Origin of the sequence: Nocardia harenae NBRC 108248, assembly GCF_001612885.1 — a bacterium.
GTDB classification, from domain to species: domain Bacteria; phylum Actinomycetota; class Actinomycetes; order Mycobacteriales; family Mycobacteriaceae; genus Nocardia; species Nocardia harenae.
Window position 1 is genome coordinate 341,934 of sequence record NZ_BDBH01000002.1, and the last position, 24,756, is coordinate 366,689.

Below are 24,756 nucleotides of genomic sequence, written 5' to 3' on the forward strand. Positions count from 1 at the left end.
ACCGGACCGGAAGGAGTGCCATGCGTGCCAGAACCACGGTGGCCCGTCTCGCGATACCCCTGATCGCGCTGAGCCTGATCGCGACCGGCTGTGCCGCGGACGACTCCGGCGCGCCGGAGGGTGCGGTAGCCGCGATCGGCAGCACCAGCGACATCAACCCGCGCGACCCGGCCGACATCAGGGACGGCGGCAACCTGCGGCTCTCGCTCTCCGCGCTGCCCGCCAACTGGAACGCGCTCTCCAACGACGGCAACGACGCCGAGCTGGGCAGCCTGCTGCGGCCGGTCATGCCGCGCTCGTTCCGCACCGACGCCGCTGGTGCGCTCTCGGTCAATACCGACTACTTCACCAGCGTCGAGCTCACCGGCACCGAGCCGCAGCAGGTGACCTACACCATCAACCCGGCGGCGGTGTGGTCCGACGGCACGCCGATCACCTGGGAGGACATCGCCGCCCAGGCGAACGCGCTGAGCGGGCGCGACCCGGCGTACCTGATCGCCAACACCAGCGGCTTCGACCGGGTGGCGAAGGTCGAGCGCGGGGTCGACGACAAGCAGGCGATCCTCACCTTCGACCGGCACTTCGCCGACTGGCGCGGCCAGTTCGCGGGCAACTCGTTCCTCTTCCCCAAGGCGGTGATGGGGAATCCGGAGGCGTTCAACAAGAGCCTGGTGGACGGCATCGGCCAGACCGCGGGGCCGTTCCTGGTGCAGTCGGTGGACCGGGCGCAGAGCCGGATCGTGCTCGGGCACAATCCGCGCTGGTGGGGCAACAAGCCCAAGCTCGACACCATCACCTACAGCGTGCTCGACAACGCCGCGCAGATCCCGGCGCTGCAGAACAACGAGATCGACGCCGTCGGCATCGCCACCCGCGACGACCTGCGCACCGCGCAGAGCACGCCCGGCATCGCGATCCGCCGCGCGCCGGGCAACAGCTGGACCCACCTGACCTTCAACGGCGCGCCCGGCTCGATCCTGGCCGACCCCGCGCTGCGGGTGGCCATCTCCAAGGCCATCGACCGGCAGGGCATCGCCACCGCCATCCAGAACGGGCTGGTGCAGGATCCGAAGCCGCTGAACAACCACATCTACCTCCAGGGCCAGGAGGGGTACCGGGACAACAGCCTGCCCTTCGACCCGGCCGCGGCCGCCGCCGAACTGGACGCGCTCGGCTGGAAGCTGGAGGGCGATGTCCGGGTCAAGGACGGCCGCAGGCTGGAGATCCGCGACATCATGTACGACGCGGACACCTGGGTGCAGGTCGCGCAGATCATCCAGCAGAACCTGAGCGCGGTCGGGGTCAAGCTGAACATCGAGACGAAGCCGGGCCGCGGCTACTTCACCGAGGTGATCCAGCCCGGCAACTTCGATGTCGCGCAGTGGGCCTGGGTCGGCGACCCGTTCCCGCTCGGCAGCCTGTTCCAGATCTACGGCTACAACCCGGACGACCTGCAGGGCAACTACGGCCGGATCGGCTCGCCCGAGCTGAACGCCCTGATCGAGGAGACCATCTCCGAACTCGACCCCGCCAAGGCCATCGAGCTGGCGAACGAGATCGACCGCAAGGTCTTCGAGGAGGGGCACTCGCTGCCGCTCTACCAGTCGGCGGGCAATGTGGCCGTCCGCGCCGACCTCGCCAACTTCGGCGCGGCCGGGCTGGCCTCGCTGGACTACACCATCATCGGTTTCGTGAAGTGAGCGCGGGCCGTCGAGTGGCGGCCTACCCGGTGTCCGTGACGATCGGCGCCCTCGCGGTCTGTGCCGCGTGGGCGCCGTTCGCCGATCCGGACCAGCTCGGCGGGCTGGCGGCGGTCGCACTGGGGGTGCTCGGGTACAGCGGGGTGCAGCTGGCGTTCGCGCTCGGGTGGATCGGGGGCAGGGTGCCCGCCGGGCGGGTGCGGCGGGTGCGGCAGCAGCATCGGCTGGTCAGCCGGTCGTGGATCGAAATAACCCCGGCGTCCGGTGGGTCGGTCTGGGTGCCGGTCTTCTTCGATCCGGCGCTGCTCACGCTGGTGGAACGGGAGGTTCCGGCCGGGTCGGCGCCGGCGGGGCTCTTCCCCTCGGGCCCGGTGCGGCGGAGCGAGCCGCCGGGACAGCTGGTCGACAATCCGTCCCGGCCGGATCCCGAAGCCGCGGCGCGCGCGGGGGTCGGGCGGCGGCTGGTGCTGGATTCGCAGTCCGCGGTCGCAGCACCGTTCGCGGCGCTGTTCTGGGTCTATATCGCCGGGGGCGGGCTCGGGGCATTCGCCGCGGCGTGCTCGGTGGCGGCGGTGGCGGCGCTGTGGCTCGCGGCGGTCAGGGGCTCCGATCCCAGCTGACTGGTATGACCACTTGACCTCTGACCAATGGCGGCGCAGAATTCCGGCATGCCCTTGCAACCGGTGGTCAAGCGCTCGGTCTCGGCCGACGTCTTCGAACAGATCGCGGCCGATGTCCTGAGTGGCGAGCTGCCGCCCGGCTCGACGCTGCCGAGCGAGCGGCAGCTGGCCGAGGCGCTCGGCGTCTCCCGGCCCGCCGTGCGGGAGGCGCTGCAGCGGCTGGCCGGGGCCGGGCTGGTCGCGGTGCGGCAGGGCGACGCGACCACCGTGCTGGACTACCGGCACGGCTCCGGGCTGGAGATCCTGCCCCGGCTGCTGATCCGCGACGGCGTGCTCGAGCCCGCGGTGGCGCGCAGCATTCTGGAGGTCCGGCTGCACAATGGGCCGAAGATCGCCGAGCTGGCCGCGATCCGCCTCGGCGGCGACATCGCCGAGGGGATCGTCGCCGCCGCAGCGGAGGTCGCCGCGGCGGCCGGGGACCCGATCGCCGCGCAACTGGCGGCCCTCACCTTCTGGGATCACCTGGTCGACGCCGCCGACTCCATCGTCTTCCGGCTCATGTTCACCATGCTGCGCGCCGCCTACGAACCCGCGCTGGCGGCGCTGGCCCCGGTCATGTCCGCCGAGGTGGGCAATGCCGAGGCGTACCGGAGCCTGGCCGCCGCCGTCGCGGCGGGCGACCCCGAGGCGGCCGCCGAGCGCGCCCGCGCCCTGCTCGAGCCAGCGACCACCGCCCTGATCGAGATCCTCAGCCCCGAGGAGGAGCCGTGAGCACCGAAGACCCGGCCGTCGCCCGCCCCGCCGCACCGCCCCGAAAGCCGGTACGCCGCAACCTCACCCTGCGCGCCGCGCTCGCGGAATTCCTGCGCCACCCCGCACCCTGGATGATCGGCGCCACCCTGGTCGCCGCGCTCACCGCTCGGCTCGCACTCGGCGACTGGCAGCGCACCGACGCCCTGATCCCGCTGCTCGCGCTGGCGGCATTCCCGGTCGTCGAGTGGATCATCCACGTGACCGTGCTGCACTGGCGCCCGCGGCGGGTCGGGCCGGTGTGGATCGACTCCGAGCTGGCCCGCAAGCACCGCGAGCACCACGCCGACCCGCGCGCCATCCCGCTGATCTTCATCCCGCCGCGCTCGCTGCTGGTCACCATCGCGGTGCTCACCGCGATCGCGCTGCTCGCCTTCCCCCGGATCGAACTGGGGCTCACCTTCCTGCTGACCATCACTGTGCTCGGCCTCGCGTACGAGTGGACGCACTACCTGATCCACACCGACTACAAGCCGAGGCACGCGCTCTACCGCGCCATCTGGCGCAACCACCGGCACCACCACTACCGGAACGAGCACTACTGGTTCACGGTGACCAGCTCCGGCACCGCAGACCGGCTCTTCGGCACCTACCCGGCCCCGGAGGCCGTCGCCGCCTCGCCGACCGCGCGGCACCTGCACGGCCTGGACAAACTACCCTAGGGGGGTATGGTAGAGGGCGAACCCACCGAGGGAGGAGCGCCCGATGAGCACGGCCACGCAGCAGCCCGCGGGGCGGGTCGAGCTGGTGATCGGCGGCATGACCTGCGCGTCCTGCGCGAGCCGGATCGAGAAGAAGCTGAACCGGCTCGACGGCGTCCGCGCCACGGTCAACTACGCCACCGAGAAGGCCAGCGTCGAGGTCACCGGGGCGCTGCGCACCGATCAGCTGATCGACGCGGTCGAGCAGGCCGGGTACACCGCCGCGCTGCCCGCGCCGCCCGCGGCGGAAGAGCCCGCCGTCGCGGCGCCCGACCCGGCAGCCGAGGCCAGGAACCGGCTGGCGATCTCGGCGCTGCTCACCGTCCCGGTGATCGCCATGGCCATGATCCCGGCGCTGCAGTTCACCAACTGGCAGTGGCTCTCGCTCACCCTGGCCGCGCCGGTGGTGGTGTGGGGTGCGCTGCCCTTCCACCGCGCGGCGCTCACCAACCTGCGGCACGCCACCGCCACCATGGACACCCTGGTCTCGATGGGGGTGCTCGCCGCCTTCGGCTGGTCGCTGTACGCGCTGTTCCTCGGCACCGCGGGCACGCCGGGGATGACGCACCCGTTCGAGTTCACCATCGCCAGGATGGACGGCACCGGCGCGATCTACCTGGAGGCGGCGGCGGGCGTCACCACTTTCATCCTGGCCGGGCGGTACTTCGAGGCGCGCTCCAAGCGGCAGGCGGGGGCGGCGCTGCGGGCGCTGCTCGAGCTCGGCGCCAAGGACGTCGCGGTGCGCAGAGACGGCGTCGAGCGCCGGATTCCGGTGCGCGAACTGCTGGTCGGCGATGAATTCGTGGTCCGGCCCGGCGAGAAGATCGCCGCCGACGGCATCGTGGTCGACGGCTCGTCGGCGGTGGACGCCGCCATGCTCACCGGTGAATCGGTGCCGATCGAGGTCGGGCCGGGCGCCGCGGTGACCGGCGGCACCGTCGATGTCGGCGGGCGGTTGGTGGTCAGGGCCACCCGGGTCGGCGCCGACACCCAGCTGGCCAGGATGGCGAAGCTGGTCGAGGAGGCGCAGGCGGGCAAGGCCCGTGCGCAGCGGCTGGCGGATCGGATCTCCGGCGTCTTCGTCCCGGTGGTGATCGCGCTCGCGGTCGGGACGCTCGGCTTCTGGCTCGGCACCGGCGGCGCCGTGGCCGCCGCCTTCACCGCCGCGGTGGCGGTGCTCATCATCGCCTGCCCGTGCGCGCTCGGGCTGGCGACGCCGACGGCGCTGCTGGTCGGCACCGGGCGCGGCGCCCAGCTCGGCATCCTGATCAAGGGGCCGGAGGTGCTGGAGCAGACCCGCCGGGTGGACACCGTCGTGCTCGACAAGACCGGCACCGTCACCACCGGCGCCATGACGCTGCTCGAGGTGGTCCCGGCCGACGGCGAGGAGGCCGATCGGGTGCTGGCACTGGCGGGCGCGCTGGAGCACGGCTCCGAGCACCCGATCGCCCGCGCGATCGCCACCGCCGCCGAGGAGCACACCGGCGCGCTCGCCGCGGTCGCCGGCTTCGGCAATCGGGAGGGGCTCGGCGTCCGCGGCACCGTGGACGGCCTCGCGGTACTGGTCGGGCGGGAACCACTGCTCACCGAGGCAGGCATGGAACTCGGCGGCGAGCTGCGCGCAGCGGTCGAGCGGGCTCGGGGTGATGGCCGCACCGCGGTGCTGGCCGGGTGGGAGGGCAGGGCCCGCGGCGTGCTCGTCGTGGCCGACGCGGTCAAGCCGACCTCGGCCGAGGCGGTCACCCGGCTGCGCGCGCTCGGGCTCACCCCGGTCCTGCTCACCGGCGACAATGCCGCCGCCGCGCGGGCCGTCGCCGCGCAGGTGGGGATCGACGAGGTGATCGCCGACGTGTTGCCGGAGGAGAAGGCGGCCACCGTGCGCGACCTCCAGGAGCGGGGCCGGGTGGTCGCCATGGTCGGCGACGGCGTGAACGACGCCGCCGCGCTGGCCACCGCCGACCTCGGGATCGCCATGGGCACCGGCACCGATGTCGCCATCGAGGCGAGCGACCTCACCCTGGTCCGCGGCGACCTGCGGGTGGCCGCCGACGCCATCCGGCTGGCGCGGCGCACCCTGCGGACCATCCACGGCAACCTGTTCTGGGCCTTCGCCTACAACGTCGCCGCCATCCCGCTGGCCGTGGCCGGGCTGCTCAATCCCATGCTCGCCGGTGCCGCCATGGCGCTGAGCTCGGTATTCGTGGTCAGCAACAGCCTGCGGCTGCGCACTTTCCGCTAACCGCCGCTATTGAGCCACTGCTCCTTCATGTTCAGGTGGTTCTCCCACCAGCGGCGCTGCACCTCCGGGTCGGCATCCGCGGCGGGCGGCATGGACTCGCCGGGAAAGAGCCCGTTCGGCAGCGGCGCGATGGGCGTGGCCGACACCGGCGGCGGCTCGGGGGCGGGCTCAGGGGCGGGTTCCGGCGCGGGCGGCGGCGGAGCCTGCGTGGTGCGCGGCGGCGCGGGGCGCTGCGGCACCGGCCGGGGCGCGGGCGGCGGCGGCGCCGGCTCGGCGACCTCGGCGGAGATATCCGCGGGCGGGGGCGGCGGCACCTCGGCCGGCGGGGGCTCGACCGGCGGGGGCACCTCGGCGGGCGGCGGGGTCTCAGCGGGCGGCGCCTGCGGCTCCGACGTGGCCGCGGCCGGCGCGGGCACCGAGCTGGCGACGGCGGCGGGCGAGGGCTGCTGATCACTGCGGCCGGTCTCCAGCACCTGCGCCGCCGCCAAACCGGTGGCGCCGAGGAACAGCACGGCCGCGCCCGCGACCAGCAGCGGCCGGACGCCGCGGCGGCGCGGGGCGGCCGCGACCGGCGCGGTCTTGCCTGCCGCCGCGGCGAGCGCGGCGCCCTGCGCCACGGCCGTGCCCGGAGCGGCGGGGTGCACGACCGGCATCCCGAACGCCTCGCGCAGCGCCGCTTCGAGCGCGGCGTCGTCGGCGGCCGAGCCGCAGAGCACCACCGCGTCCGGGGTGGCGTCCACCGCGGTCAGCACCGACCGGACCCGGGCCAGCGTGCGCTCGATGCCCTCGGCATCGGCGACCACGGTCTGCCAGGAATCGCCGACCGGCGCCTGATTGCGGGCCGGGCCGACCACCGCGCAGGTGGTGTGGAAATCCGCGGCCTCCAGCACCAGCACGGTGTCGTTCCCCGCCACCTCGGGCAGGTGCGCCACGAAGGCGGCCAGCGCCGACCTGGTCGAGACCAGCGACGCCGTGCGCCACGGGCCGCCGGCGAGCGCGGTCAGGATCTCCCTGCGCTGCGCGGGCGAGCGGTAGGCGACGGCGATGTCGTCGATCGTCACCTCCGAACCGGAGGCGGTGCCCACCTCGTCCAGGACGGTGACGATGGTCTCGACGGTCGCGCCGTCGGCGACGTCACGCTCCGCCGTGCGCAGCACGGTGGGGCTCGCGCCGTCGGTCGACGATCGCGAGAGCAGTACCCCGCTCACCACTGTCCGTTCCGCGGACACACCAGCTGTGGCCATTGGGTTCACACCTCGAGCTCTTGCACAACACACTCTCCTCGGCGATTCGACACGACTGCGGCTACCGATTGGTCGGTATCCAGAAATTCCTTGGTGAATTCTGTGCAACGTCGCCGCGCGCGGCGCCGGACCGCGTCGCCGTGTGCATATGCACGACGCGTCCACAGGGGAGATCGTGCCAGGTGACAGGCCGTTACCGCAGGGCACACCCGAATTTCGCGCCCGGGGGCGGAGTCTGCGTCCCGCGCGCCGCCGCACGGGGCGGCGCCGCGGCAGCATCGGCCGCCGCCGGGCCGGTTTCCGGGCCTCAGCAACCCCGGACGCACCGCTACCGCCGCACGGAACGAAGTGGCCGATTCAGTCAATCCGCGCCGCTTCGGGAAGGCTGCGGTGCGATCACACCTGCGAGTGGGGTAGCCGACGACCTCCGGCCGGATCATTTGAAGAGCGGATGACGGGATTCGAACCCGCGACCCTCACCTTGGCAAGGTGATGCGCTACCAGCTGCGCTACATCCGCGCGCGCCCCGCGAGGCGCTGGAAAAACTCTATCCGCCCGCTCCGGGATTCCGGAAATCGCGCTGGTCCGCCTCGCTCGCGGCGGCGCGCCTGGCGGCCCGCTCCGCCACCTCGGCGGCGTCCAGTTCGTTCGCCTCGTCCAGGGTGGGCGCGGAGCCGCCGAGCCGGGACGGCACCCAGTAGGCGCCCTCCTCGTGCCGGTACTCGCGCTGCGCCTCCAGGAGCAGCCGCTGCATGGTGGTGCGCAGCTCGGCGGTCAGCTCGGCGGCGGGCTCGTAGGGCTGGATCGGCGCGCCGACCACGATGTGGATCGGGGTGTTGGTGCGGCCGAGGCGCTTGGGGTGGCCCTTGGTCCAGACCCGCTGCGCGCCCCAGATCGCCATCGGGATGATCGGCACCTGGGCCTCGATCGCCATTCTGGCCGCGCCGGACTTGAACTCCTTGATCTCGAAGCTGCGGCTGATGGTGGCCTCGGGGTACACCCCGACCAGCTCGCCCCGGCGCAGGTACTCTACCGCGGCCTGGTACGAGTCGGCGCCCGCGCCGCGATCCACCGGAATGTGCTTGAGCGCGCGCATGATCGGGCCGGAGATCTTGCTGTCGAAGACCTCCTTCTTGGCCATGAAGCGGATGTACCGCTTCGGCGTGCGCGCGGGCAGGCCGGCGTAGGTGAAGTCCATGTAGCCGGTGTGGTTGATGGCAACGACGCCACCCCCGGTGGCGGGGATGTGCTCATCGCCGGTAACGGTGAATTTCAGGCCCTGCACGAAGAAGACGGTCCGGGCCAGGCCGATGATCGTGCGGTAGACGGGTTCCACAGTTCCGCTAGCGTAGTCGCCGCATACCCGATCCGGCACCACGCATCACGAGAGAAGAGGTACGTCGACGTGCACCGCGACCCGCGAGCCCCGCGCACTGCTCCCCCGCGACGGCAGCGGCGGCGGGCGCGAAGGCTGGTGCTCGGCGGGCTCGCGGTAGCGCTGACCGCGGGCTGCGACTCCGTCTCCGGCATTCCGGGCGACGCGCCGGAAAGCCCTGCGGCGCAGGTCACGACGCCCGCCACCACCGCGCCGAGCAGCGCGACCACGGCACCGCCGCCCGCCCCGGCGGTGCCGCCGGTGCCTGCGGACGCGCCGCCGGTCGGCGAGGTGCCCGGCGTCCCCGATGCCGCGCCCGCGCTGCGCCGCTGGGCCGCCGATCTGACCAGCGAGCCGATCGAGGAGCTGCAGAGTTCCTGCTGGACGCTGGCGCCCGCGCACGTCGCGGAGATGTACGCCGACGCCGCGCCGGTGCTCGCCGCGCTCGCCCGGCCCGGCACCGCCACCGCCACCGCCGTGAGCTGGCAGGGCCCGGCGGTGACGGTTCGCGCCGAGCTGCGCGATATCGAGTCCGGCTACGCCTGCCCCCGGGTCTTCGCCACCGGCACCACCCCGCAGTACGACGACGCCGACGCCAGGCACGTGGTGCGCCGCTACCTCGCCCGCTTCGTCGGGCAGCCGCTCGACCCCGCCGACACCGAGGGCGAGCACCCGCTGGTCTGCGCCCCCACCCCGGCCACCTGGGACCCGCGCGGCACCGGCGCCCCGCTGCCCGCACCGCTGGCGAACAAGCCGGGCGCGCTCACCGGCGTCACCGCCTTCGACGACACCGAGCTCACCTCCGCCTGGCTCGGCGCCGGCTACATCACCGTGCGGGCGCCGGTCACGCAGGCGACCGGGGCCACCCAGACCCGCACCTTCACCCTCACCGACGAGTCCGCGACCGGGACCGGGACCGGCGATGCGGCCGCCCGGGGCTACTGCATCGGCGACGTCACCCCCTGAGCAGGCGCCGTTCCGACGGATTACGCTTGGCATCTGGCAACGGTCAGGAGGAGTATTCCGTGCAGATCACCAGCGTCGGACACGCCGGTTTCCACATCCGCACCACGGCCGGGACGATTCTCTGCGATCCCTGGGTGAACCCGGCCTACTTCGCCTCGTGGGTGCCGTTCCCGGACAACACCGGGCTGGACTGGGACGCCCTCGGCGACGTCGACTTCCTCTACGTCTCGCACCTGCACCGCGACCACTTCGACGCGAAGAACCTGCTCGAGCACGTCAACAAGAACGCGACCGTGCTGCTGCCGGACTACCCCGTTCCCGACCTGCGCCGCGAGCTGGAGAAGCTGGGCTTCCACACCTTCTTCGAGACCGAGGACTCGGTCAAGCACACGATCACCGGCCCCGGCGGCGAGCTGGAGATCATGATCATCGCGCTGCGCGCGCCCGCCGACGGCCCGATCGGCGACTCCGGCATCGTCGTCTCCGACGGCGAGACCACCTGCTTCAACATGAACGACGCCCGCCCGGTCGACATGGACGTGCTCGACGCCGCCTTCGGCCACATCGACATCCACCTGCTGCAGTACTCCGGCGCCATCTGGTACCCGATGGTCTACGACATCCCGTCCCGCACCAAGGCCAACTTCGCCAGGCAGAAGCGCCAGCGCGGCATGGACCGGGCCCGCTCCTACATCGAGCAGGTCGGCGCCACCTGGGTGGTGCCGTCGGCGGGCCCTCCGGCCTTCCTCGACCCCGAGCTGCGCTACCTCAACGACACCGAGGACCGCTTCTCCCCCGAGAACAGCAATATCTTCCCCGACCAGGAGACCTTCCTGGAGCAGATGCGGATCAACGGCAACTCCGGCGGGATCCTGATGATCCCCGGCTCGGTCGCCGAGGTGCACGGCAAGGAGCTCGAGCTCACCCACCCGGTGGACCCGCAGACGATCTACGGCGACAAGGCCGCCTACATCGAGCGGATGGCCGAGCGCCTGGCGCCGGTCATCGCCGCGGAGAAGCGGACCTGGGCCCACGGCGCCGGCCCCCTGCTGGAGCCGCTGCGCGCCAAGTTCGAGCCGATCATGGCCCAGAGCGACCTCATCTGCGACGGCATCGGCTACCCGGTCGGGCTCGTGCTCGGCGACGAGACGGTGGTGCTCGACTTCCCGCGGCGGGTGGTCCGCGCGCCCATCGAGGGCGAGGGCAAATACCGCTACGGCTTCCGCATCGCCCCGGAGCTGGTGCGCACCGTGCTGCGCGACGACGAGCCGGACTGGGTGAACACCATCTTCCTCTCCACCCGGTTCCAGACCTGGCGCATCGGCGGCTACAACGAGTTCCTCTACACCTTCTTCAAGTGCCTCACCGACGAGCGGATCGCCTACGCCGACGGCTGGTTCTCCGAGGCACACGACGACACCGCCTCGGTCGAGCTGGACGGCTGGGAGGTCCAGCGCCGCTGCCCGCACCTCAAGGCCGACCTCTCCCGCTTCGGCGTCATCGAGGGCAATACCCTCACCTGCAACCTGCACGGCTGGCAGTGGGACCTGGAGAGCGGGCGCTGCAAGACCTCCAAGGGCCACGAGCTGCGGTCGAAGAAGCTGGAGGCGCACTGACAGCGATCCGCCGGCCTGCCCCGCAGCGGGCCGACCGGCGGATCGGCGCGGTCAGGCGCTGACGCGCGCGGTGACCTCCCTGGTCAGCTTGGACGACCACGGGCACCAGAAGCAGCCGGGCAGGAAGGCGCCGCAGGCCTCGTCCAGGTGCTCCTCGGTGTAGGTGATGGAGGAGTCGCACACCTCGATCGCCATGGTGAAGAAGGTGATGGTGTCGGGGTCGAGGTGGAAGCTCCACTGCGGGTTGTACTCCACCCGCTGCTTGCGGATGCGGCCCATGACGTGGACCGACATCGTCTCCTCTCCGGCCAGGATGCGCCGGGCTTCCTCGATCCGCTGCTCGTTGTTCAGCCGGATGATGAATTCCTTGCCGGAGTAGTCCGTGAATGCGAAGTCAGCCATATGTCACCTCGGTGGTTGTCGGGCGATGGAGCCTTGCGCCGCCGATCGTAATGGGGATTGACAGCCTTCGCCGCGAATCCGATTGACCGGCAGCGAATTTCGGGCACACCCCCCGGAACCGCCGCGGTTACCGAGGGGCGGCCAGCTTCGGGTGCACGATCAGATCCCTGATGGCCATCGCGCCGCGCCCGACCGGGGCGGCGACCCGGCCTTCCCGGTCGATCAGGACCGCGGACGGGGTTCCGCGCACGCGATAGCGCAGCGCCGCCTCGTTTCCCTGCTGGACCAGGACCGGGATATCGCCCAGCCGCTGCTCCGCTCCCCACGCGGCATGTTCCGCCGGGTCGCCGTTGCCGACCGCGACGATGGTGAGCGCGTCGGCGACCCGGCGCTGCCAGCGCGGCAGCTCCCTGGCCAGCGCCGCGCACATCTCGCAGCCCGGGTGCACGAAGACGAGCAGGACGCCGCGGCCGCCGGTCAGCAGGTCGGCCAGGGTTACCGCGGGGGCGTCCGGATCGGCCGGGCGCAGCTCGAACTCGGGCGCCACCGCGCCCGCGGGCAAACCCTCGGCGCCGAGGGTGGTCAGCGCCTGCTGGTCCAGCCTGCGTCGCACCGCGAGCAGCTCACCGGCGAGCCACAGCAGCACCGCGGCGAGCAGCGCGAAGAGCGTGAGCCCGAAGCTGTTGGCCGCGGGCAGGATCGCGGGGACCTCGGGGTAGCGCAGCGCGCCCGCGAGCACGATGACGGCGAGCGCGAGCAGGAGCGCATTGCGCAGCAGCGTCGTCCGGCCGATGGGGCGCTCGCTCGCACCGAAGCAGGCGCAGGCCGGGCGCTTACCCGCGCGCAGCAGCCGCAGCACCGCGCCGGTGAAGACCAGCAGGACCAGTACCGCCGCGCCCGCCGCGAGCCCGGCGAGCGGCCGGATCAGCACCCCGGCGGCGATCGCCGCCTCCAGCCAGGGCAGCGCCGCGGCGACAGCGGGTACCGCGCGCACCGGTACGCCGAACTCCCCCACCGCCTTCCGCGTCGCCGCGGCGTCCAGGAACTTTCCCGCCGCGGCGAGCCCGAACACCACGCCGAGCATCAACCGCGACACCCACACCCCGTATTCGATCAGCATGCGGGCAGAATAGTTTGCTGGGTTGGATTGGCCCGGCTTCGCCGGGCGTGTTCGCGGCCCCTTGGGGTCTCGCCGCCGAGCGCTCGAGACTCGCGGCTGCGCCGCATGCGCTTCGAGCGCTCGGCGGCGAGACGGGCCGCGAACGGGGCTCGTAAGACTCGCCCCGGGGGTGGGGACGTTCAGTGTGGGCGGGGGGTGAGGGTGGCTGTCAGGACTGCCAGCAGGGTTAGGGCGCAGGCGGCTACGGCGGGGGTGGAGAGGCCGGGGGCGGTTAGGACGTCCAAGAGGACCGCGGCGGATAGCTGGCCTGCTACCGAGGTGAGGCCCAGGAGGAGGACGCCGATCCAGCGGACGGTGAAGGCGGCTACGGCGATGAAGACCACGCCGATGAGGCCGCCCAGGTAGAGCCAGGGTTCGGGGGGTGGGGTGGCGGGGAGGCCGCGTATCGCCAGGACCGCCGCTGCGACCGGGACCAGCAGGAGCAGCCCGGCCACGAAGTTCACCAGGGCGGCAGCGGCCGGGCCGCCCACCGCGCCGACGCGGCCGTTCACCGCCTGCTGCCAGGCCAGGCCGACTCCGGCGAGCGCGGGGAGGAGCACGAGCAGCACGGGTGGAATATCGGGGAGCAGCGAGACCGCAGCCGCGGGCGCGCCGTGCTGTCCGACGGCCGCGAGGGCGACGGCGCCGATGCCGAGCACCGCGCCCGCGAGCCGCCGGGGCGTCACCGGAGTGCGGCCGCTCGGCGCGAGGCCGAGCCGGTCGACGACCAGGCTGCTGATGAGTTGCCCGGCCACCGCCGCGGTGGTGAAGGCGGTGACGCCGATGGCGGCGACGGTGAGTCCCTGCCCGGCCACGAAGAAGGCGCCGCAGAGGCCGCCGAGCAGTTGCCAGGGGCGCAGCGACCGGTCGGCGACAGCGGCGCGCACCCGGTGCAGCCCGGCGCGCACCCTGCGGTCGAACAGCGCGGCGAGCAGCAGCGCCACCAGCCCGACCAGGAAGCTCACCGTGGCGGCGGCGATGCCGTCGTGCAGCCGGGCGCCGAGCGCGCCGTTGATCCTGGCCTGCACGGCGACCCCGGCGCCGATCCCGAAGCCGAGCAGCACCCCGATGCGCGTGCGTCCGGTCATTACCGGCACGCTACCGCCGGGGCGGCAGCCAGCGCGGGGTGGCCGCCGCGATGGCGAGCACCGCGAGCCCGAGCAGCGCCATGGTGGTGGCCAGCGAGAGCACCGCCGTCGCCAGCGCGACGAAGCCGAACACCGCGAGCGCCACCACCTCGGAGAGCAGCCCGGAGACCGAGGTGACGGTGGCGCGGGCAGGCCCGTCGATCGCCTCCTGCAGCCGGGCATCGGCGACCACCTCGGCATTCACCCCGATGCCGTACCCGACGGCGATGGCGAGGAATCCGGCGAGCACCGCCACCGCGCCGCCCACCCCGCCCGTGAGCACCGAGCCGAGGGCGAGCAGCAGCGCGCCCGCGCCGATGAGCGCGCCGAGCACCCGCCCGGAGAGGGTCTCGGTGCGCCCCGCGGCCAGCGAGCCGAGCAGCGAACCGACGACGGTCACCCCGACCAGCAGCGGGACCACCGCGGTGGCCGCGCCACCCGCCTCGGCGAGCAGCCCGAAGTACTCGTCGTACGAGGTGATCCCGTACAGCGCCGCCCCGAGCAGCACGCCCCGCCGCACCTTTCGATGCGTCAGCGCCTCCCCGATCCCGCTGCGCAGCATGCCGATCCAGCGCTCGCAGGCCCCCGCCGGCCCCGACGGCGCGGCGCTTCCCGCGATCGGCTCAGCGGGCTCGAGTTCCTCGCCGTCCTCGGGGACATCCCCGACCCCCACCGCCCGCGGCGCGGCGGGCAGCGCGCAGGCCGCGAGCGTGTGCACCGCGGCGAGCCCGGTACTCACCCATCCGACCAGCGCATACCCACCCCACGCGTACAGCGGCGCGGCGGCGAGGATCGCGACGACGACCGCGAACTCCCCCGCCGCCCTGGTCCGCCCGAGCACAGCGGGATACCGCGAAGCCGACCCGAGCGCGGTGAGCTCGTCGTAGAGCAGCGCCTCGAAGGTCCCCGAGGAGAGCGCCCCACCCGCACCCCACAGCACGAACCCGAGCGCGAACCCGAGATATCCCGGCCACACCGTCCAGACCCCGAACCCGGCGACCAGCAGCAGCCCGCTGAGAATCAGCAGCGCCCGCCGCGAGTAGGCATCGGCCCAGGCCCCGGAGGGCACCTCGAGCAGGAACGCCGTCCCGGACCAGAGCGCGAGCAGCGAGGAGATCTGCGCGGTGCTCAGCCCGTGGTCGGCGAAGAGCAGCGCGTACAGCGCGTAGTACGGCACGAAATCACGCGTGCCGGTGTAGAGCACCGCGCGGAGCGCGAGCCCCACCTCGGTGCGGCCGCGCTCAGCGCGGCCGAGCACAACTCAACAGGCATAGATCAGCAGGTGCATGCGCCCATCCTGCGCCGCGCCCCGCGCCGGGTCAACGGAATTTCGCTCAGCCGAGCGGGAGCCACCCGTCGGCGGTCTCGTGCGTGTCGTCGTCGCCGGTGCGCGGCGGCGCGGCCGGTTCGGCGGTGAGCTCGGCCCGCCCGCTGTTCAGGTCGGTGATCAGCTCGGCCACCGGGTGCGAATCGCTGTAGTGGTACCCCTGCGCCAGCGCGAAGCCGAGTTCGGTGAGCACCGCGGCCTGGTACTCGGTCTCCACCCCCTCGGCGATCACCTGCAGGTCGAGCGCGTTGCTCAGCGCCGCGATCACGCCGAGCAGCGGCGGCGCGGGCGAGTCCGAGCGGATGGCGGCGACGAAGGACTGGTCCACCTTGATGATGTCGCTGGGCAGCGTGGCCAGCCGGCTCAGCGAGGAGTACCCGGTGCCGAAGTCGTCGATGGCGATCCGGACCCCGCGCTCGCGCAGCGTATGCAGGTTGGCGATGGCGGTCTGCGATTCCGCCGCCAGCTCGCTCTCGGTCACCTCGAGCACCAGCTGGTCGGCGGGCCAGCCGGTGTGCTCCAGGATCCCGGCCACCCGGTCGGCGTACTCGGTCTCGGCCAGCTCCAGCCCGCTGACGTTGACGTTGAGCGTCAGGTCGAGCTGGGCGAAGGTCTCCTGCAGCCGGGCCGCGTCGGTGCAGGCCTTGCGCAGCACCAGCTCGTCCAGGTCGGAGATGAGGTTGAACTCCTCGGCGACCCGGATCAGCCCCTCGGTGGTGACGTCCGGCTGGGCCGCGGGCGACCAGCGCAGCAGCGCCTCCACGCCGACCGCCTTGCCGCCGCCCTCGGTCAGGCTGACGATCGGCTGGTAGTGCACGTCGAGCGCGCCGTTGTCGATGGCGTCGCGCAGCTCGACCGCGAGCGGCTGCTGCCGCGAGGACTCGAGCACCGTCCGGTTCCGGCCGCCCTGCTTGGCCCGGTACAGCCCGACGTCGGCGCGGCTCACCAGCAGCGAGCCGGACTCCCCCGGCTGCCACGAGGTGACGCCGGCCGAGCAGCCGGTGGTGACGGCGGCGCGCAGCCGCTCGGTGAGCAGGATGGCCGCCTGCTCGGTGGTGTTCGGCAGCAGCAGCGCGAAGGCGTCGCCGCCGTAGCGGGCCAGCCGCTGGTCCGGCGCGAGCAGCTCGGTCCAGGCGTCGGCGACCCGCTGCAGCACGGCGTCGCCCGCCCGGTGCCCGAGGTGGTCGTTGATCTTGCGGAAGCGGTCCAGGTCCACCAGGACCAGCGCCAGGCTCTGCCCGGAACGCCCGGCGTGCTCGATGGCGGCGTTCAGCAACCGATCGAAGCCACGCCGGTTGAGCAGCCCGGTCAGGGTGTCGATATCGGCCTCGGAGGCCATCCTGGTCAGGATGCCGACCACGACGCCGACACCGAAGGTCACGCCCGCCGGGATCACCCCGGACCAGCTTGGCAGGTCCCGGCTCGGCAGCGCCCACAGACACATGACCATGGCGAAGCCGATGTGCGCGACCGCGAGCGGCCAGGCGAAGAAGAGCGCGGCGTCGCAGGCGACGAAGACGTAGAAGGCGGCGAGGCTGATCGCGCCGACGGTGTTCGGGAACGAGTGCACCGCCACCGTCACCAGCACCGTCGCGATGGCGACGTAGGCGTGGTGCACATTGTGCGGCATCCGCGGACCCCAGCCGAGCAGGCTCAGCCCGAGCAGCAGCGCGACCGCCGCCGCGCTGCCGACCAGCACCCGATTGCCCTCGTCGCCGGGGGCGATCGCGGTGAGCAGCAGCCCGAGGGCACCGCCCATGACATAGAAGGCGCCGGTGGTCCTGGACATGACCATGGCCGTCGCCAGCGCAGACGCGGCCCGCACCCGGGTTCGGGTATCGCCGCGAGACCCGATTCCTCGCACGAGAACAGGGTAGAGGCAACCCACCGGTGCTACAGCCCGATCACCGTTTTCGGCCCCCGGCGAACGTCCGGCTACCGCGGCGTCATGCCGATGTCCTGGTTTGCGGCGCGAGCACCTCGGTACCGACGAACGGCACCAGCGCCGCGGGCACCCGCACCGAACCGTCCGCGAGCTGGTTGTTCTCCAGGATCGCGACGATCCAGCGGGTGGTCGCCAGCGTCCCGTTCAGGGTGGCCGCGATCTGCGGTTTCCCGTCCGCGTCGCGGTACCGCACGGAGAGCCTGCGGCCCTGGAAGGTGGTGCAGTTCGAGGTCGAGGTGAGCTCCCGGTAGGCGCCCTGGGTCGGCACCCAGGCCTCGCAGTCGAACTTGCGCGCGGCCGAGCTGCCCAGGTCGCCCGCGGCGACGTCGATGATCCGGTACGGCACCTCGATGGCGGCCAGCATCTCGCGCTCCCAGGCCAGCAACCGCCGGTGCTCGGCATCCGCATCGGCCGGGTCGCAGTAGACGAACATCTCGATCTTGTCGAACTGGTGCACCCGGATGATGCCCCTGGTGTCCTTGCCGTAGCTGCCCGCCTCCCGGCGGAAGCAGGACGACCAGCCCGCGTACCGCTTCGGCCCCGCGCTCAGGTCGATGATCTCGCCCGAGTGGTAGCCGGCCAGCGGCACCTCGGAGGTGCCGACCAGGTAGAGATCGTCCTCCTCCAGGTGGTACACCTCGGCCGAGTGCTGCCCGAGGAAGCCGGTGCCCGCCATGATCTCCGGGCGGACCAGCACCGGCGGGATCATCATGGTGAAGCCGTTCGCCACCGCCCGCTGCGCGGCCAGCTGCAACAGCCCGAGCTGCAGCAGCGCGCCGTAGCCGGTGAGGAAGTAGAAGCGCGCGCCGGAGACCTTCGCCCCGCGCTCCATGTCGATCAGCCCGAGCGCCTCGCCGAGCTCCAGGTGGTCCTTCGGCTCGAAGCCGAACTCCGGCGGCGTGCCGACGGTCTCCAGCACCACGTAGTCGTCCTCGCCGCCCGCGGGCGCGCCCTCCTGGACCACGTTGGAGAGCGCCCGCTGCGCGGTGTCCAGCGCGGCGTCGGCCGCGTGCTGGTCCGCCTCGGCCGCCTTCACCTGGACCGACATCTCCTGCGCGCGGGCGAGCAGCGCGGGCCGCTCGTCCTTGCTCGCCTTGCCGACCAGCTTGCCCATGGCCTTGTGCTCGGCCCGCAGGTTGTCCGCCTTCGCCACCGCGGCGCGGCGCGCGGAGTCGGCCTCGAGCAGCGCGTCGACGAGCGCCGGGTCCTCGCCGCGGGCGCGCTGGGAGGCCCGGACGACGTCGGAATTCTCCCGCAGGAATCGGAGGTCGATCATGGGCGACCAGCGTAATCGACCCCGCTGAACCCCCGCCGATACACCCGAACGTGGCACACCGCGCGATGGCGCTGCCATGATGGATCGCGATGTCTCCCGACGAGCCGAACCCCCGCGACCGCGCCACCGGAAAGAAGGGCGCGGGCGAGCCGCCCCGCGCGGGCAGGCGCGGACTGCACCTCTCCGCCCCCACGCTGCGCTGGGGCCTGCTCGCGGTCGCGGTCGGCGCGGTGGCCGCCGCCATGGTGACGCTCTTCGTCACCGGGTTCGACAACGAGACCGGGCTGGAGGCGCACAACCCCGCCGCCCCGGCGGGCATGCGCGACGCCGCCTTCGGCACCGCGGCCGCGGGCGACTGCCTGACCTGGAGCACCACCGACCGCAGCGACCTGGTGAAGGTGAGCTGCGCGGGCAAGCACCTCTTCGAGGTGGCCGCCGAGGTGGACATGAGCCGCTACCCGGGCCGCGAGTTCGCCCCCGGCTCCCGCTTCCCCGACTCGCTGCGCCTCACCGAGCTCAAGGAGGAGCACTGCGTGCCCGCGGTGCAGAAGTACATGGGCGGGCGGTTCGATCCGCGCGGGCGGTACGTGGTCGGGCTCATGTACCCGAGCGCGGACGGCTGGCAGGCGGGCGACCGCACGCTGCGCTGCGGACTGCAGGTGGCCGCCGCCACCGGCACGCCGACCACCTCGGGCAGCGCCGCCGCACAGGACCAGTCCCGGGTCTACGAGCCGGGCGTCTGCCTCGGCATCAACCAGAACCTGCCCTCCGACCCGGTGGACTGCGCCCAGCAGCACGCGGTCGAGATCGTCTCCACCATCGACCTCGGCGCGCACTTCACCAGCGGGCTGCCGACCAAGGACGACCAGGACAAGTTCATGGAGCAGGAGTGCACCCGCACGTCGACCGACTACCTGGGCAGCCCGGACGCCATCCGGAACAAGACGCTCACCCTCTTCTTCGACTACCTGGACGCGCGGAGCTGGCTCGCGGGCAGCCGCAAGCTGGACTGCATGGTCGGGAAGGGCGCGGACCGCGAGGGTTTCGCGCCGATCCAGGGCTCGGCGCGCGGCGACATCCTGATCAACGGGCAGGCCCCGGTGCCGCCGCCGAACAGCGGCCGCTCCACCCCGGCCCCGCTGCCCGGCGCGGCCCCGCTGCCGCCGCAGCCGGCGCCGCGGTGACCGTCGCCATGCCTGCCGCCCGATTCGAGGAACTGGTCGGCGACGCACTGGATCTCGTCCCGGCGGAGCTGGCCCGCGCCATCGACAACGTGGTCGTGCTGATCGAGCCACGCAATCCGGAAGACCCGCATCTGCTCGGGCTCTACCACGGCATCGCGCTCACCGAGCGGGACAGCCACTACGGCGGCTCGCTGCCGGACACCATCACCATCTACCGGGACGCCATCCTCGATATCTGCGGTGACGAGACCGAGGTGGTCGAGGAGGTGGCGGTCACCGTGATCCACGAGATCGCGCACTACTTCGGCATCGACGACGCGCGGCTGCACGAGCTCGGCTGGGGTTGAGCTTTCCCGGAGCGAACGCGCGGAAGTGCGTTAGTCTCAGGGAACTCGAGGACTCGAGGGAACCGATGCTGTCGCCGTCGCGTCCTAGAACTCGTAGGGGGAATTCTCGTGGTTCCGCCCCATAGCCACTAGAAGGAGTCGAGTCATGGTTGGCCACGTACTCATGTCGCCGGAGGCCGTGCTTCTGGCCGCGGCGGAGCTGGATCTGCTCGCCGAGCGGCTGGCGGCCGCCGCCACCGTTACCGCACCGGCCACCCACGTGCTGCCGTCCGGCACCGAGGAGGTCTCGCTGCTCGCGGCGAATCACTTCAACCGCGCCGCGGGCACCCACGACCAGGCGGTCGCGCAGGGCATCCTCGAGCTGCACCATGCCGCCGCGGTGCTGCGCAGCCAGCTCGCGGCGCAGGTCGGCGCGGACGTCGTCCAGGCCGCCGCGCTCGGCGCGATCGGCGCCTGATCCGCGAGCGAATTCGACAAGGGGAGAAACGAGAATGACCGCAGGGATCACCGGGGTTTTCTGGCTGCCGCGCATGGCCGAGGCGAATTCGATCGCGCTGAACGCGGGCGCGCACGCCGTTCCCATCTCCGCCGCGGCGACGGCGTGGGGCGCGCTCACCGGGGTGTGGGTGGACGCGACCGCCACCGTCGCGCGGGTGATGGCCGAGCTCGGCGTCGGGATGCAGGGCATCAACGGCATCGCCGCGCTCTCCCGGCTCACCGGCTTCATGGGCTGGGCCGAGCAGCAGGGCGTGATGGCCGCCGCCATGGCCACCAAGACGGCAGCCAACGCCACCGCGTACACCGTCGCCTCGATCGCCATGCCGAGCCTGCCGGAGATCGTCGCCGTGAACGCGGCGGTGGTCGCCTCGGCGAACCCGCCCGGCGCGCTCTCCGGCGCCTTCGAGGTGGCCGAAGTCGCCAAACATGCCATGGATATCCGCGCCGCCCTGGTCATGGAGACCTACGAGGCCGCGACCAGCGCACTCGTCACCACGCCGGGTGAGTTCGCCCGGCCGCCCGCCATCGCCAACGGCGCGGGCACGGCCGACGGCGCCTCGGAGGAGGCGGCCGAGACGGCGTTCCAGGGCGATCCGATCCAGGGCGCGGTCGCCGCGGCCGCCGCCTTCGTGCAGAACCCGGCGGTGGTCAGCGCCGCGACCCAGGCCGCCAATGTGGCCGGTTCGGTGGTCGGCACCGGCGTCACCACCGCGGGCAACCTCGGCGGCGCCGCCATCTCCGCGCTCACCGGCGCAGGCTCCACCGCCCCGGCGGCGCTCGCGCCGATGGGGCTCGGGGCGGCCGGTGCCGCGGGCGCCGCGGCGGCGAGCACCCGCTCGGCGGCGCTCTCCGGCGTCGGCGCGGGCGGCTCGGCGAACAGCAACACCAAGCTCACCCTGCCCGACGGCTGGGGCGCGGGCGCGGCGATCGGCGCGGGCATGCCCGCGGCCGCCGCGGTCGGCGACTCCATGGTCGCCCGGGTGGACGGCGCGCCGGTGCGGACGGCGACCAGCGGCCAGAGCCCGCTGCTCGGCAATGCCCGCGCCACCGGCGAGGACGACGAGGGCGAGCACGACGCCGCGGATTACCTGCGCAGCGACGAGCACTTCCACGACGGCCGCTGGGCCACCGACGGCGTTATCGGCGCGGACGCCGGCACCTCTCGGTGACGGTGCTCGGTGCGGGCCGCGGTCCCGCGGCCCTCGAATCGGTGGTGCTCTCGCTCGACGAGATGCAGTTCCTCCTGGAGGAGCTGCAGATCGACGACGTGCCGGTCGTGCTCGATGCCATCGGCCGGTACGACAATGCCGCCGAGCACGACGCCGCGCTCGCCGCGGCCGCCGATTCGCTCACCGAGCGCGCCCTGCTGACCGACGGCGAGGTGCACCCGGAGCTCGCCGACCGGCTGCGCACGCTGAACCGCCCGCACTGGGTGGTCGCGCTGCGGCTGGTGGTGGAGGGCCGGGTGAGCAGGCTCTGCCTCGCGAAGGGCGACGATCTGGTGACCGTCGTCCTCCGCGGGCCGAACTCGTACGTCGTGGACGAGGTGGACGAGGATCTGCCCGCCCCGCTGCTGGCCGCGCTCGGCCCGGCCGAGCCGCTCGACCTCACCGGCATGAACGCCTACACCGACGATCTGGTGCCGATCTTCGGCGAACTCGGCGATGCCGCCGCCACCGCGCGGCGGCTCGCCGCCGTCGGCACCCCCGACCGGGACGCGCAGGCGCTGGCCTCGGCGCTGGTGCACCTGCAGGCGCACGCGGAGATCGTCGGGGTCGCCTACCGCGACGGCACCCGCGAGTACGCGGACAACCACATCGCCGTCTTCGACACCCGCAACGGCCGCTTCCTGGCCACCGCGAGCCGGGCCGACGACGGCAGCAAGTGGACCTCGCTGAGCAGCGGCACCCCGGCCCGGCTCCGCGCCGCACTGCTCGACCTGGTCAACGGCCTGCCGGAGCGCGACGAGTTCCCGGTCCGGTAGCGGTTCAGCCCATCGGGTCGTCCTGCCGCGGCTCGGTATCCGGGCCGAAGGGCGGGGTGAAGCGGCCCCAGCGGATCAGCTCCCAGCCGCGGTCCGGCCGCGGCAGCAGCTCGATGGTCTCGGTGTTGTCCAGGTGGTTGTTGGTGGTGAAGGGCGGCCGGATATCGGTGAGCACCCGGGTCAGCAGCCGCATGGCGGCGCCGTGGATCACCAGCAGCACATCGCCGTCGGCGCCGTCGGTGAACCAGGTCTGCCGCAGCTGCTCGACCACCGGGAGGAAGCGGGCGAGCACCTCGTACCCGGATTCACCGCCCGGCGGGCGGAGGTCCAGCTCGCCCTCGTGCCAGGCGTGGTAGATCTCCTGGAAGAGGTCGTGCGCGGCGGGCGAGCTCTGCCCCTCCAGATCCCCGACCTGCACCTCGTAGGTGTGGTCGAGCACCTGGGCGGCCACCCCGGTGGCCTCCTCGATATAGCTCGCGGTCTGTCTGGCGCGCAGCGCGGCCGAGCAGTACAGGGCGCGCGGCGGCGCGGCCAGTGCGGCGCCGAGCGTCTTCGCCTGTGCCACCCCGCGTTCGGTGAGCGGCAGGCCGGGCACCCTGGTGTCCAGCAGCTTGGCGACGTTGCCCTCGGTCTCTCCGTGCCGGACCAGGATCAGTCGTGCGCTCAACGGTCCGCCACCCCCTTTCGTAGCTGGGAAAGCCACAGCGCGGCATCGGTATCCGGCGGCGGCGGCGCGCCCGGCTTGGCGAACGCGGGCCACGATCCGAGGAAGCGGATGCTGGGCGCCGAGCGGTGCAGCGCCTTGAGCGCCTCCGCCACCGCGCTGTCATCGATGTGTCCGACGCAGTCCAGGTAGAAGCGGTAGGCGCCCATGCCGGTGCGGGTCGGCCGCGATTCGATCCTGGTGAGATCGATGCCGCGCGTGGAGAACTCGGCGAAGGCCCGCATGAGCGCGCCGGGCTCGTTGGTCAGCTCCAGCACCACCGAGGTGCGGTCGGCACCGGTGGCGGGCGGCGCCGGGCGCGGCGGCGTGACCAGCACGAAGCGGGTGATGGCCTGCTCGTGGTCGGCCACCCCGGCGGCCAGTGTGGCCAGCCCGAGGCGCTCGCCGGCCAGGGCGGTGGAGACGGCGGCGTCGGCCTTGCCCGCCGCGACGTCCTCGGCGGCGGCGGCGTTCGAGGTCGAGGTGTAGTAGGCGGCGTCCGGCAACTCGCGCGCCACCCATTCGCGCACCTGCCCGGCGGCCACCGGGTAGGCGGCGAGCAACCGCACGGCGGCGCGCTCGGTGCCGGGCCTAGCCAGGATGCTGAAGGTCACCTCCAGCTCGGTCTCGGCCACGATCTGCAGCCGGGGGCCGAGCGCGAGGGAGTCGAGGGTGGCGGCGATCGAGCCCTCCACCGAACTCTCGATCGGCACCACGGCGCCGGCCACCGCGCCTGCCCGGATCAGGTCGAGCGCGGCGCCCTGACTCGGGGCGGCGACCCGCTCTACCTGCCCGTCGAAGGCGCCCGCCGATTCGAATCGGGCGAGCGCCATCTCGGTGAAGGTTCCGGATGGTCCGAAGTAGGCGATACGCGGCACGCCTATGACACTACTTGCGTCGCCGCGCACTCATCCCGCCGTTGCGCTGCCTTCGCCGCCCCTGCGAAGCAGGGTCGCCAGCTCGGCCGTCAACTCGCCCGGGTTCTCCGCCTCGATCCACAGCAGTACGCCCCGCACCGCCTCGACGGCCTGCGGATTCAGCCCGGTCAGGAAGGGGATGTCCGGCGCGGCGAGCGCGCGGCGAACATCCTCGCCGCAGAGCGCCGCCGCGGTGGCGGCGAGGATCGCGAGGGCGCGGGCAGCGTGCCCGGTGCGGGCGATGAAGCCGTCGGCGGTGTGCACCACCGTGCCGATGAGGTCGGCCAGTTCGGCGTCGGGGACCTCGGGGCCGAGTGTCCTTATGCCCGGCGGTACCTGGCCCGGCGGGCGAACCAGTCCGTCGGCCAGGCTGCGCCGGGCGGGTGGGCTCAATGACATGAGCACCGGCTCCGCGCTGTCCGCGGGTCCGTGGCCGGTTCCGGCAACCCCGGGCTGCGCGCCGGATTCGGGTGCCGTGGCGCCCCGCGCGACGAAAGGCTCGGTCATCCGACCACGGTAGCCGCGCCTCGACCGGCACGGGCGCGCGCTCCCAGCCGGGCCGGGAGTCCCCGCGACCCGGATCGAAGCTCTTGCGCAAGATCGTCCGTTCACTTAG

The 24,756-nt window shown here is 72.8% G+C and carries 23 protein-coding genes and 1 tRNA gene; 12 read left to right on the forward strand and 12 right to left on the reverse strand.

What is annotated here, in order from left to right; all coding sequences use genetic code 11:
• The first annotated feature begins 20 nt into the window (after positions 1-20).
• The 5 genes from NH2_RS04475 (at position 21) to NH2_RS04495 (ending at position 6,070) form a co-directional block, all read left to right on the forward strand.
• Entirely contained in the window at positions 21-1,700 is a 1,680-nt protein-coding gene (locus NH2_RS04475) for an ABC transporter family substrate-binding protein (RefSeq protein WP_067648518.1), read from the forward strand.
• Between the two features lie 41 nt (positions 1,701-1,741).
• Complete coding sequence (locus tag NH2_RS04480; RefSeq protein WP_067649316.1) at positions 1,742-2,320, forward strand: hypothetical protein; 579 nt, start codon at positions 1,742-1,744, stop codon at positions 2,318-2,320.
• Positions 2,321-2,368: 48 nt separating this feature from the next.
• Positions 2,369-3,091 carry a FadR/GntR family transcriptional regulator gene (locus tag NH2_RS04485; protein ID WP_067649319.1) on the forward strand — a complete coding sequence of 241 codons (723 nt, stop codon included), beginning with the start codon at positions 2,369-2,371 and terminating at the stop codon, positions 3,089-3,091.
• Positions 3,092-3,204: 113 nt separating this feature from the next.
• Positions 3,205-3,792: a sterol desaturase family protein gene (locus tag NH2_RS04490; RefSeq protein ID WP_084505246.1), complete on the forward strand. Its 588-nt coding sequence runs from the start codon at positions 3,205-3,207 to the stop codon at positions 3,790-3,792.
• Positions 3,793-3,835: 43 nt separating this feature from the next.
• Positions 3,836-6,070, forward strand: coding sequence for a heavy metal translocating P-type ATPase (locus NH2_RS04495; RefSeq protein ID WP_067648524.1), 2,235 nt, complete (start codon positions 3,836-3,838; stop codon positions 6,068-6,070).
• Here NH2_RS04495 and NH2_RS29445 read toward each other — a convergent pair.
• From NH2_RS29445 to NH2_RS04510, 3 genes are all read right to left on the reverse strand, one after another.
• Positions 6,067-7,593, reverse strand: a complete 1,527-nt coding sequence (locus tag NH2_RS29445; protein ID WP_501193501.1) for a DUF7159 family protein — start codon at positions 7,591-7,593, stop codon at positions 6,067-6,069. The genes NH2_RS04495 and NH2_RS29445 overlap by 4 nt on opposite strands.
• A 167-nt stretch (positions 7,594-7,760) precedes the next feature.
• Positions 7,761-7,833: transfer RNA gene (locus NH2_RS04505), tRNA-Gly, on the reverse strand.
• 28 nt (positions 7,834-7,861) lie between these two features.
• Positions 7,862-8,650 (reverse strand): lysophospholipid acyltransferase family protein, encoded by a 789-nt coding sequence (locus NH2_RS04510; protein WP_067648530.1) that lies wholly within the window; start codon positions 8,648-8,650, stop codon positions 7,862-7,864.
• A 69-nt stretch (positions 8,651-8,719) separates the two neighbouring features.
• Between NH2_RS04510 and NH2_RS04515 the strand changes: the two genes are divergently transcribed.
• Together NH2_RS04515 and NH2_RS04520 are read left to right on the forward strand one after the other, a co-directional pair.
• Positions 8,720-9,655 (forward strand): hypothetical protein, encoded by a 936-nt coding sequence (locus NH2_RS04515; RefSeq protein ID WP_174552796.1) that lies wholly within the window; start codon positions 8,720-8,722, stop codon positions 9,653-9,655.
• Positions 9,656-9,714: 59 nt separating this feature from the next.
• Positions 9,715-11,271, forward strand: coding sequence for a Rieske 2Fe-2S domain-containing protein (locus tag NH2_RS04520; protein ID WP_067648536.1), 1,557 nt, complete (start codon positions 9,715-9,717; stop codon positions 11,269-11,271).
• A 51-nt stretch (positions 11,272-11,322) separates the two neighbouring features.
• Here NH2_RS04520 and NH2_RS04525 read toward each other — a convergent pair whose 3' ends face one another.
• The 6 genes from NH2_RS04525 to serS all read right to left on the reverse strand — a co-directional run bounded on the left by NH2_RS04525 (position 11,323) and on the right by serS (position 18,507).
• Entirely contained in the window at positions 11,323-11,673 is a 351-nt protein-coding gene (locus NH2_RS04525) for a BP74-related protein (protein WP_067648539.1), read from the reverse strand.
• Positions 11,674-11,800: 127 nt separating this feature from the next.
• A complete protein-coding gene (locus NH2_RS04530) occupies positions 11,801-12,793 on the reverse strand; it encodes a peroxiredoxin family protein (protein ID WP_084505212.1) in 993 nt (330 codons plus the stop codon).
• 179 nt (positions 12,794-12,972) lie between these two features.
• Positions 12,973-13,920: a DMT family transporter gene (locus NH2_RS04535; protein ID WP_067648545.1), complete on the reverse strand. Its 948-nt coding sequence runs from the start codon at positions 13,918-13,920 to the stop codon at positions 12,973-12,975.
• Between the two features lie 10 nt (positions 13,921-13,930).
• On the reverse strand, positions 13,931-15,217 hold the full coding sequence (locus NH2_RS04540; RefSeq protein WP_439951732.1) for an MFS transporter: 1,287 nt from the start codon (positions 15,215-15,217) through the stop codon (positions 13,931-13,933).
• A gap of 76 nt (positions 15,218-15,293) precedes the next feature.
• Positions 15,294-17,111, reverse strand: coding sequence for a putative bifunctional diguanylate cyclase/phosphodiesterase (locus NH2_RS04545; RefSeq protein ID WP_245650421.1), 1,818 nt, complete (start codon positions 17,109-17,111; stop codon positions 15,294-15,296).
• A 121-nt stretch (positions 17,112-17,232) separates the two neighbouring features.
• The gene (gene serS, locus NH2_RS04550; RefSeq protein ID WP_067648548.1) at positions 17,233-18,507 is read right to left on the reverse strand and encodes a serine--tRNA ligase; all 1,275 of its coding nucleotides are present in this window, start codon (positions 18,505-18,507) and stop codon (positions 17,233-17,235) included.
• Between the two features lie 89 nt (positions 18,508-18,596).
• Between serS and NH2_RS04555 the strand changes: the two genes are divergently transcribed.
• The 5 genes from NH2_RS04555 (at position 18,597) to NH2_RS04575 (ending at position 22,520) form a co-directional block, all read left to right on the forward strand.
• Positions 18,597-19,691 (forward strand): septum formation family protein, encoded by a 1,095-nt coding sequence (locus NH2_RS04555; RefSeq protein ID WP_067648551.1) that lies wholly within the window; start codon positions 18,597-18,599, stop codon positions 19,689-19,691.
• 8 nt (positions 19,692-19,699) lie between these two features.
• A complete protein-coding gene (locus tag NH2_RS04560; RefSeq protein ID WP_067649327.1) occupies positions 19,700-20,038 on the forward strand; it encodes a metallopeptidase family protein in 339 nt (112 codons plus the stop codon).
• Between the two features lie 145 nt (positions 20,039-20,183).
• Positions 20,184-20,495, forward strand: a complete 312-nt coding sequence (locus NH2_RS04565; RefSeq protein ID WP_067648554.1) for a PE domain-containing protein — start codon at positions 20,184-20,186, stop codon at positions 20,493-20,495.
• 34 nt (positions 20,496-20,529) lie between these two features.
• Positions 20,530-21,705, forward strand: coding sequence for a PPE domain-containing protein (locus NH2_RS04570; protein ID WP_067648557.1), 1,176 nt, complete (start codon positions 20,530-20,532; stop codon positions 21,703-21,705).
• Positions 21,702-22,520: an ESX secretion-associated protein EspG gene (locus tag NH2_RS04575; RefSeq protein WP_067648559.1), complete on the forward strand. Its 819-nt coding sequence runs from the start codon at positions 21,702-21,704 to the stop codon at positions 22,518-22,520. Before NH2_RS04570 ends, NH2_RS04575 begins: the two co-directional genes overlap by 4 nt.
• A gap of 4 nt (positions 22,521-22,524) precedes the next feature.
• Here the strand turns inward: NH2_RS04575 and NH2_RS04580 are convergent, their stop codons facing one another.
• From NH2_RS04580 to NH2_RS04590, 3 genes are read right to left on the reverse strand one after another with little or no spacing between them, the layout of a single operon-like run.
• Positions 22,525-23,187 carry a histidine phosphatase family protein gene (locus tag NH2_RS04580; protein WP_067648562.1) on the reverse strand — a complete coding sequence of 221 codons (663 nt, stop codon included), beginning with the start codon at positions 23,185-23,187 and terminating at the stop codon, positions 22,525-22,527.
• Positions 23,184-24,101 (reverse strand): prephenate dehydratase, encoded by a 918-nt coding sequence (pheA, locus tag NH2_RS04585; protein ID WP_067648565.1) that lies wholly within the window; start codon positions 24,099-24,101, stop codon positions 23,184-23,186. The genes NH2_RS04580 and pheA overlap by 4 nt, the downstream gene beginning before the upstream one ends.
• 30 nt (positions 24,102-24,131) lie before the next feature.
• The gene (locus NH2_RS04590) at positions 24,132-24,647 is read right to left on the reverse strand and encodes a hypothetical protein (RefSeq protein ID WP_245650422.1); all 516 of its coding nucleotides are present in this window, start codon (positions 24,645-24,647) and stop codon (positions 24,132-24,134) included.
• Positions 24,648-24,756: the final 109 nt, after the last annotated feature.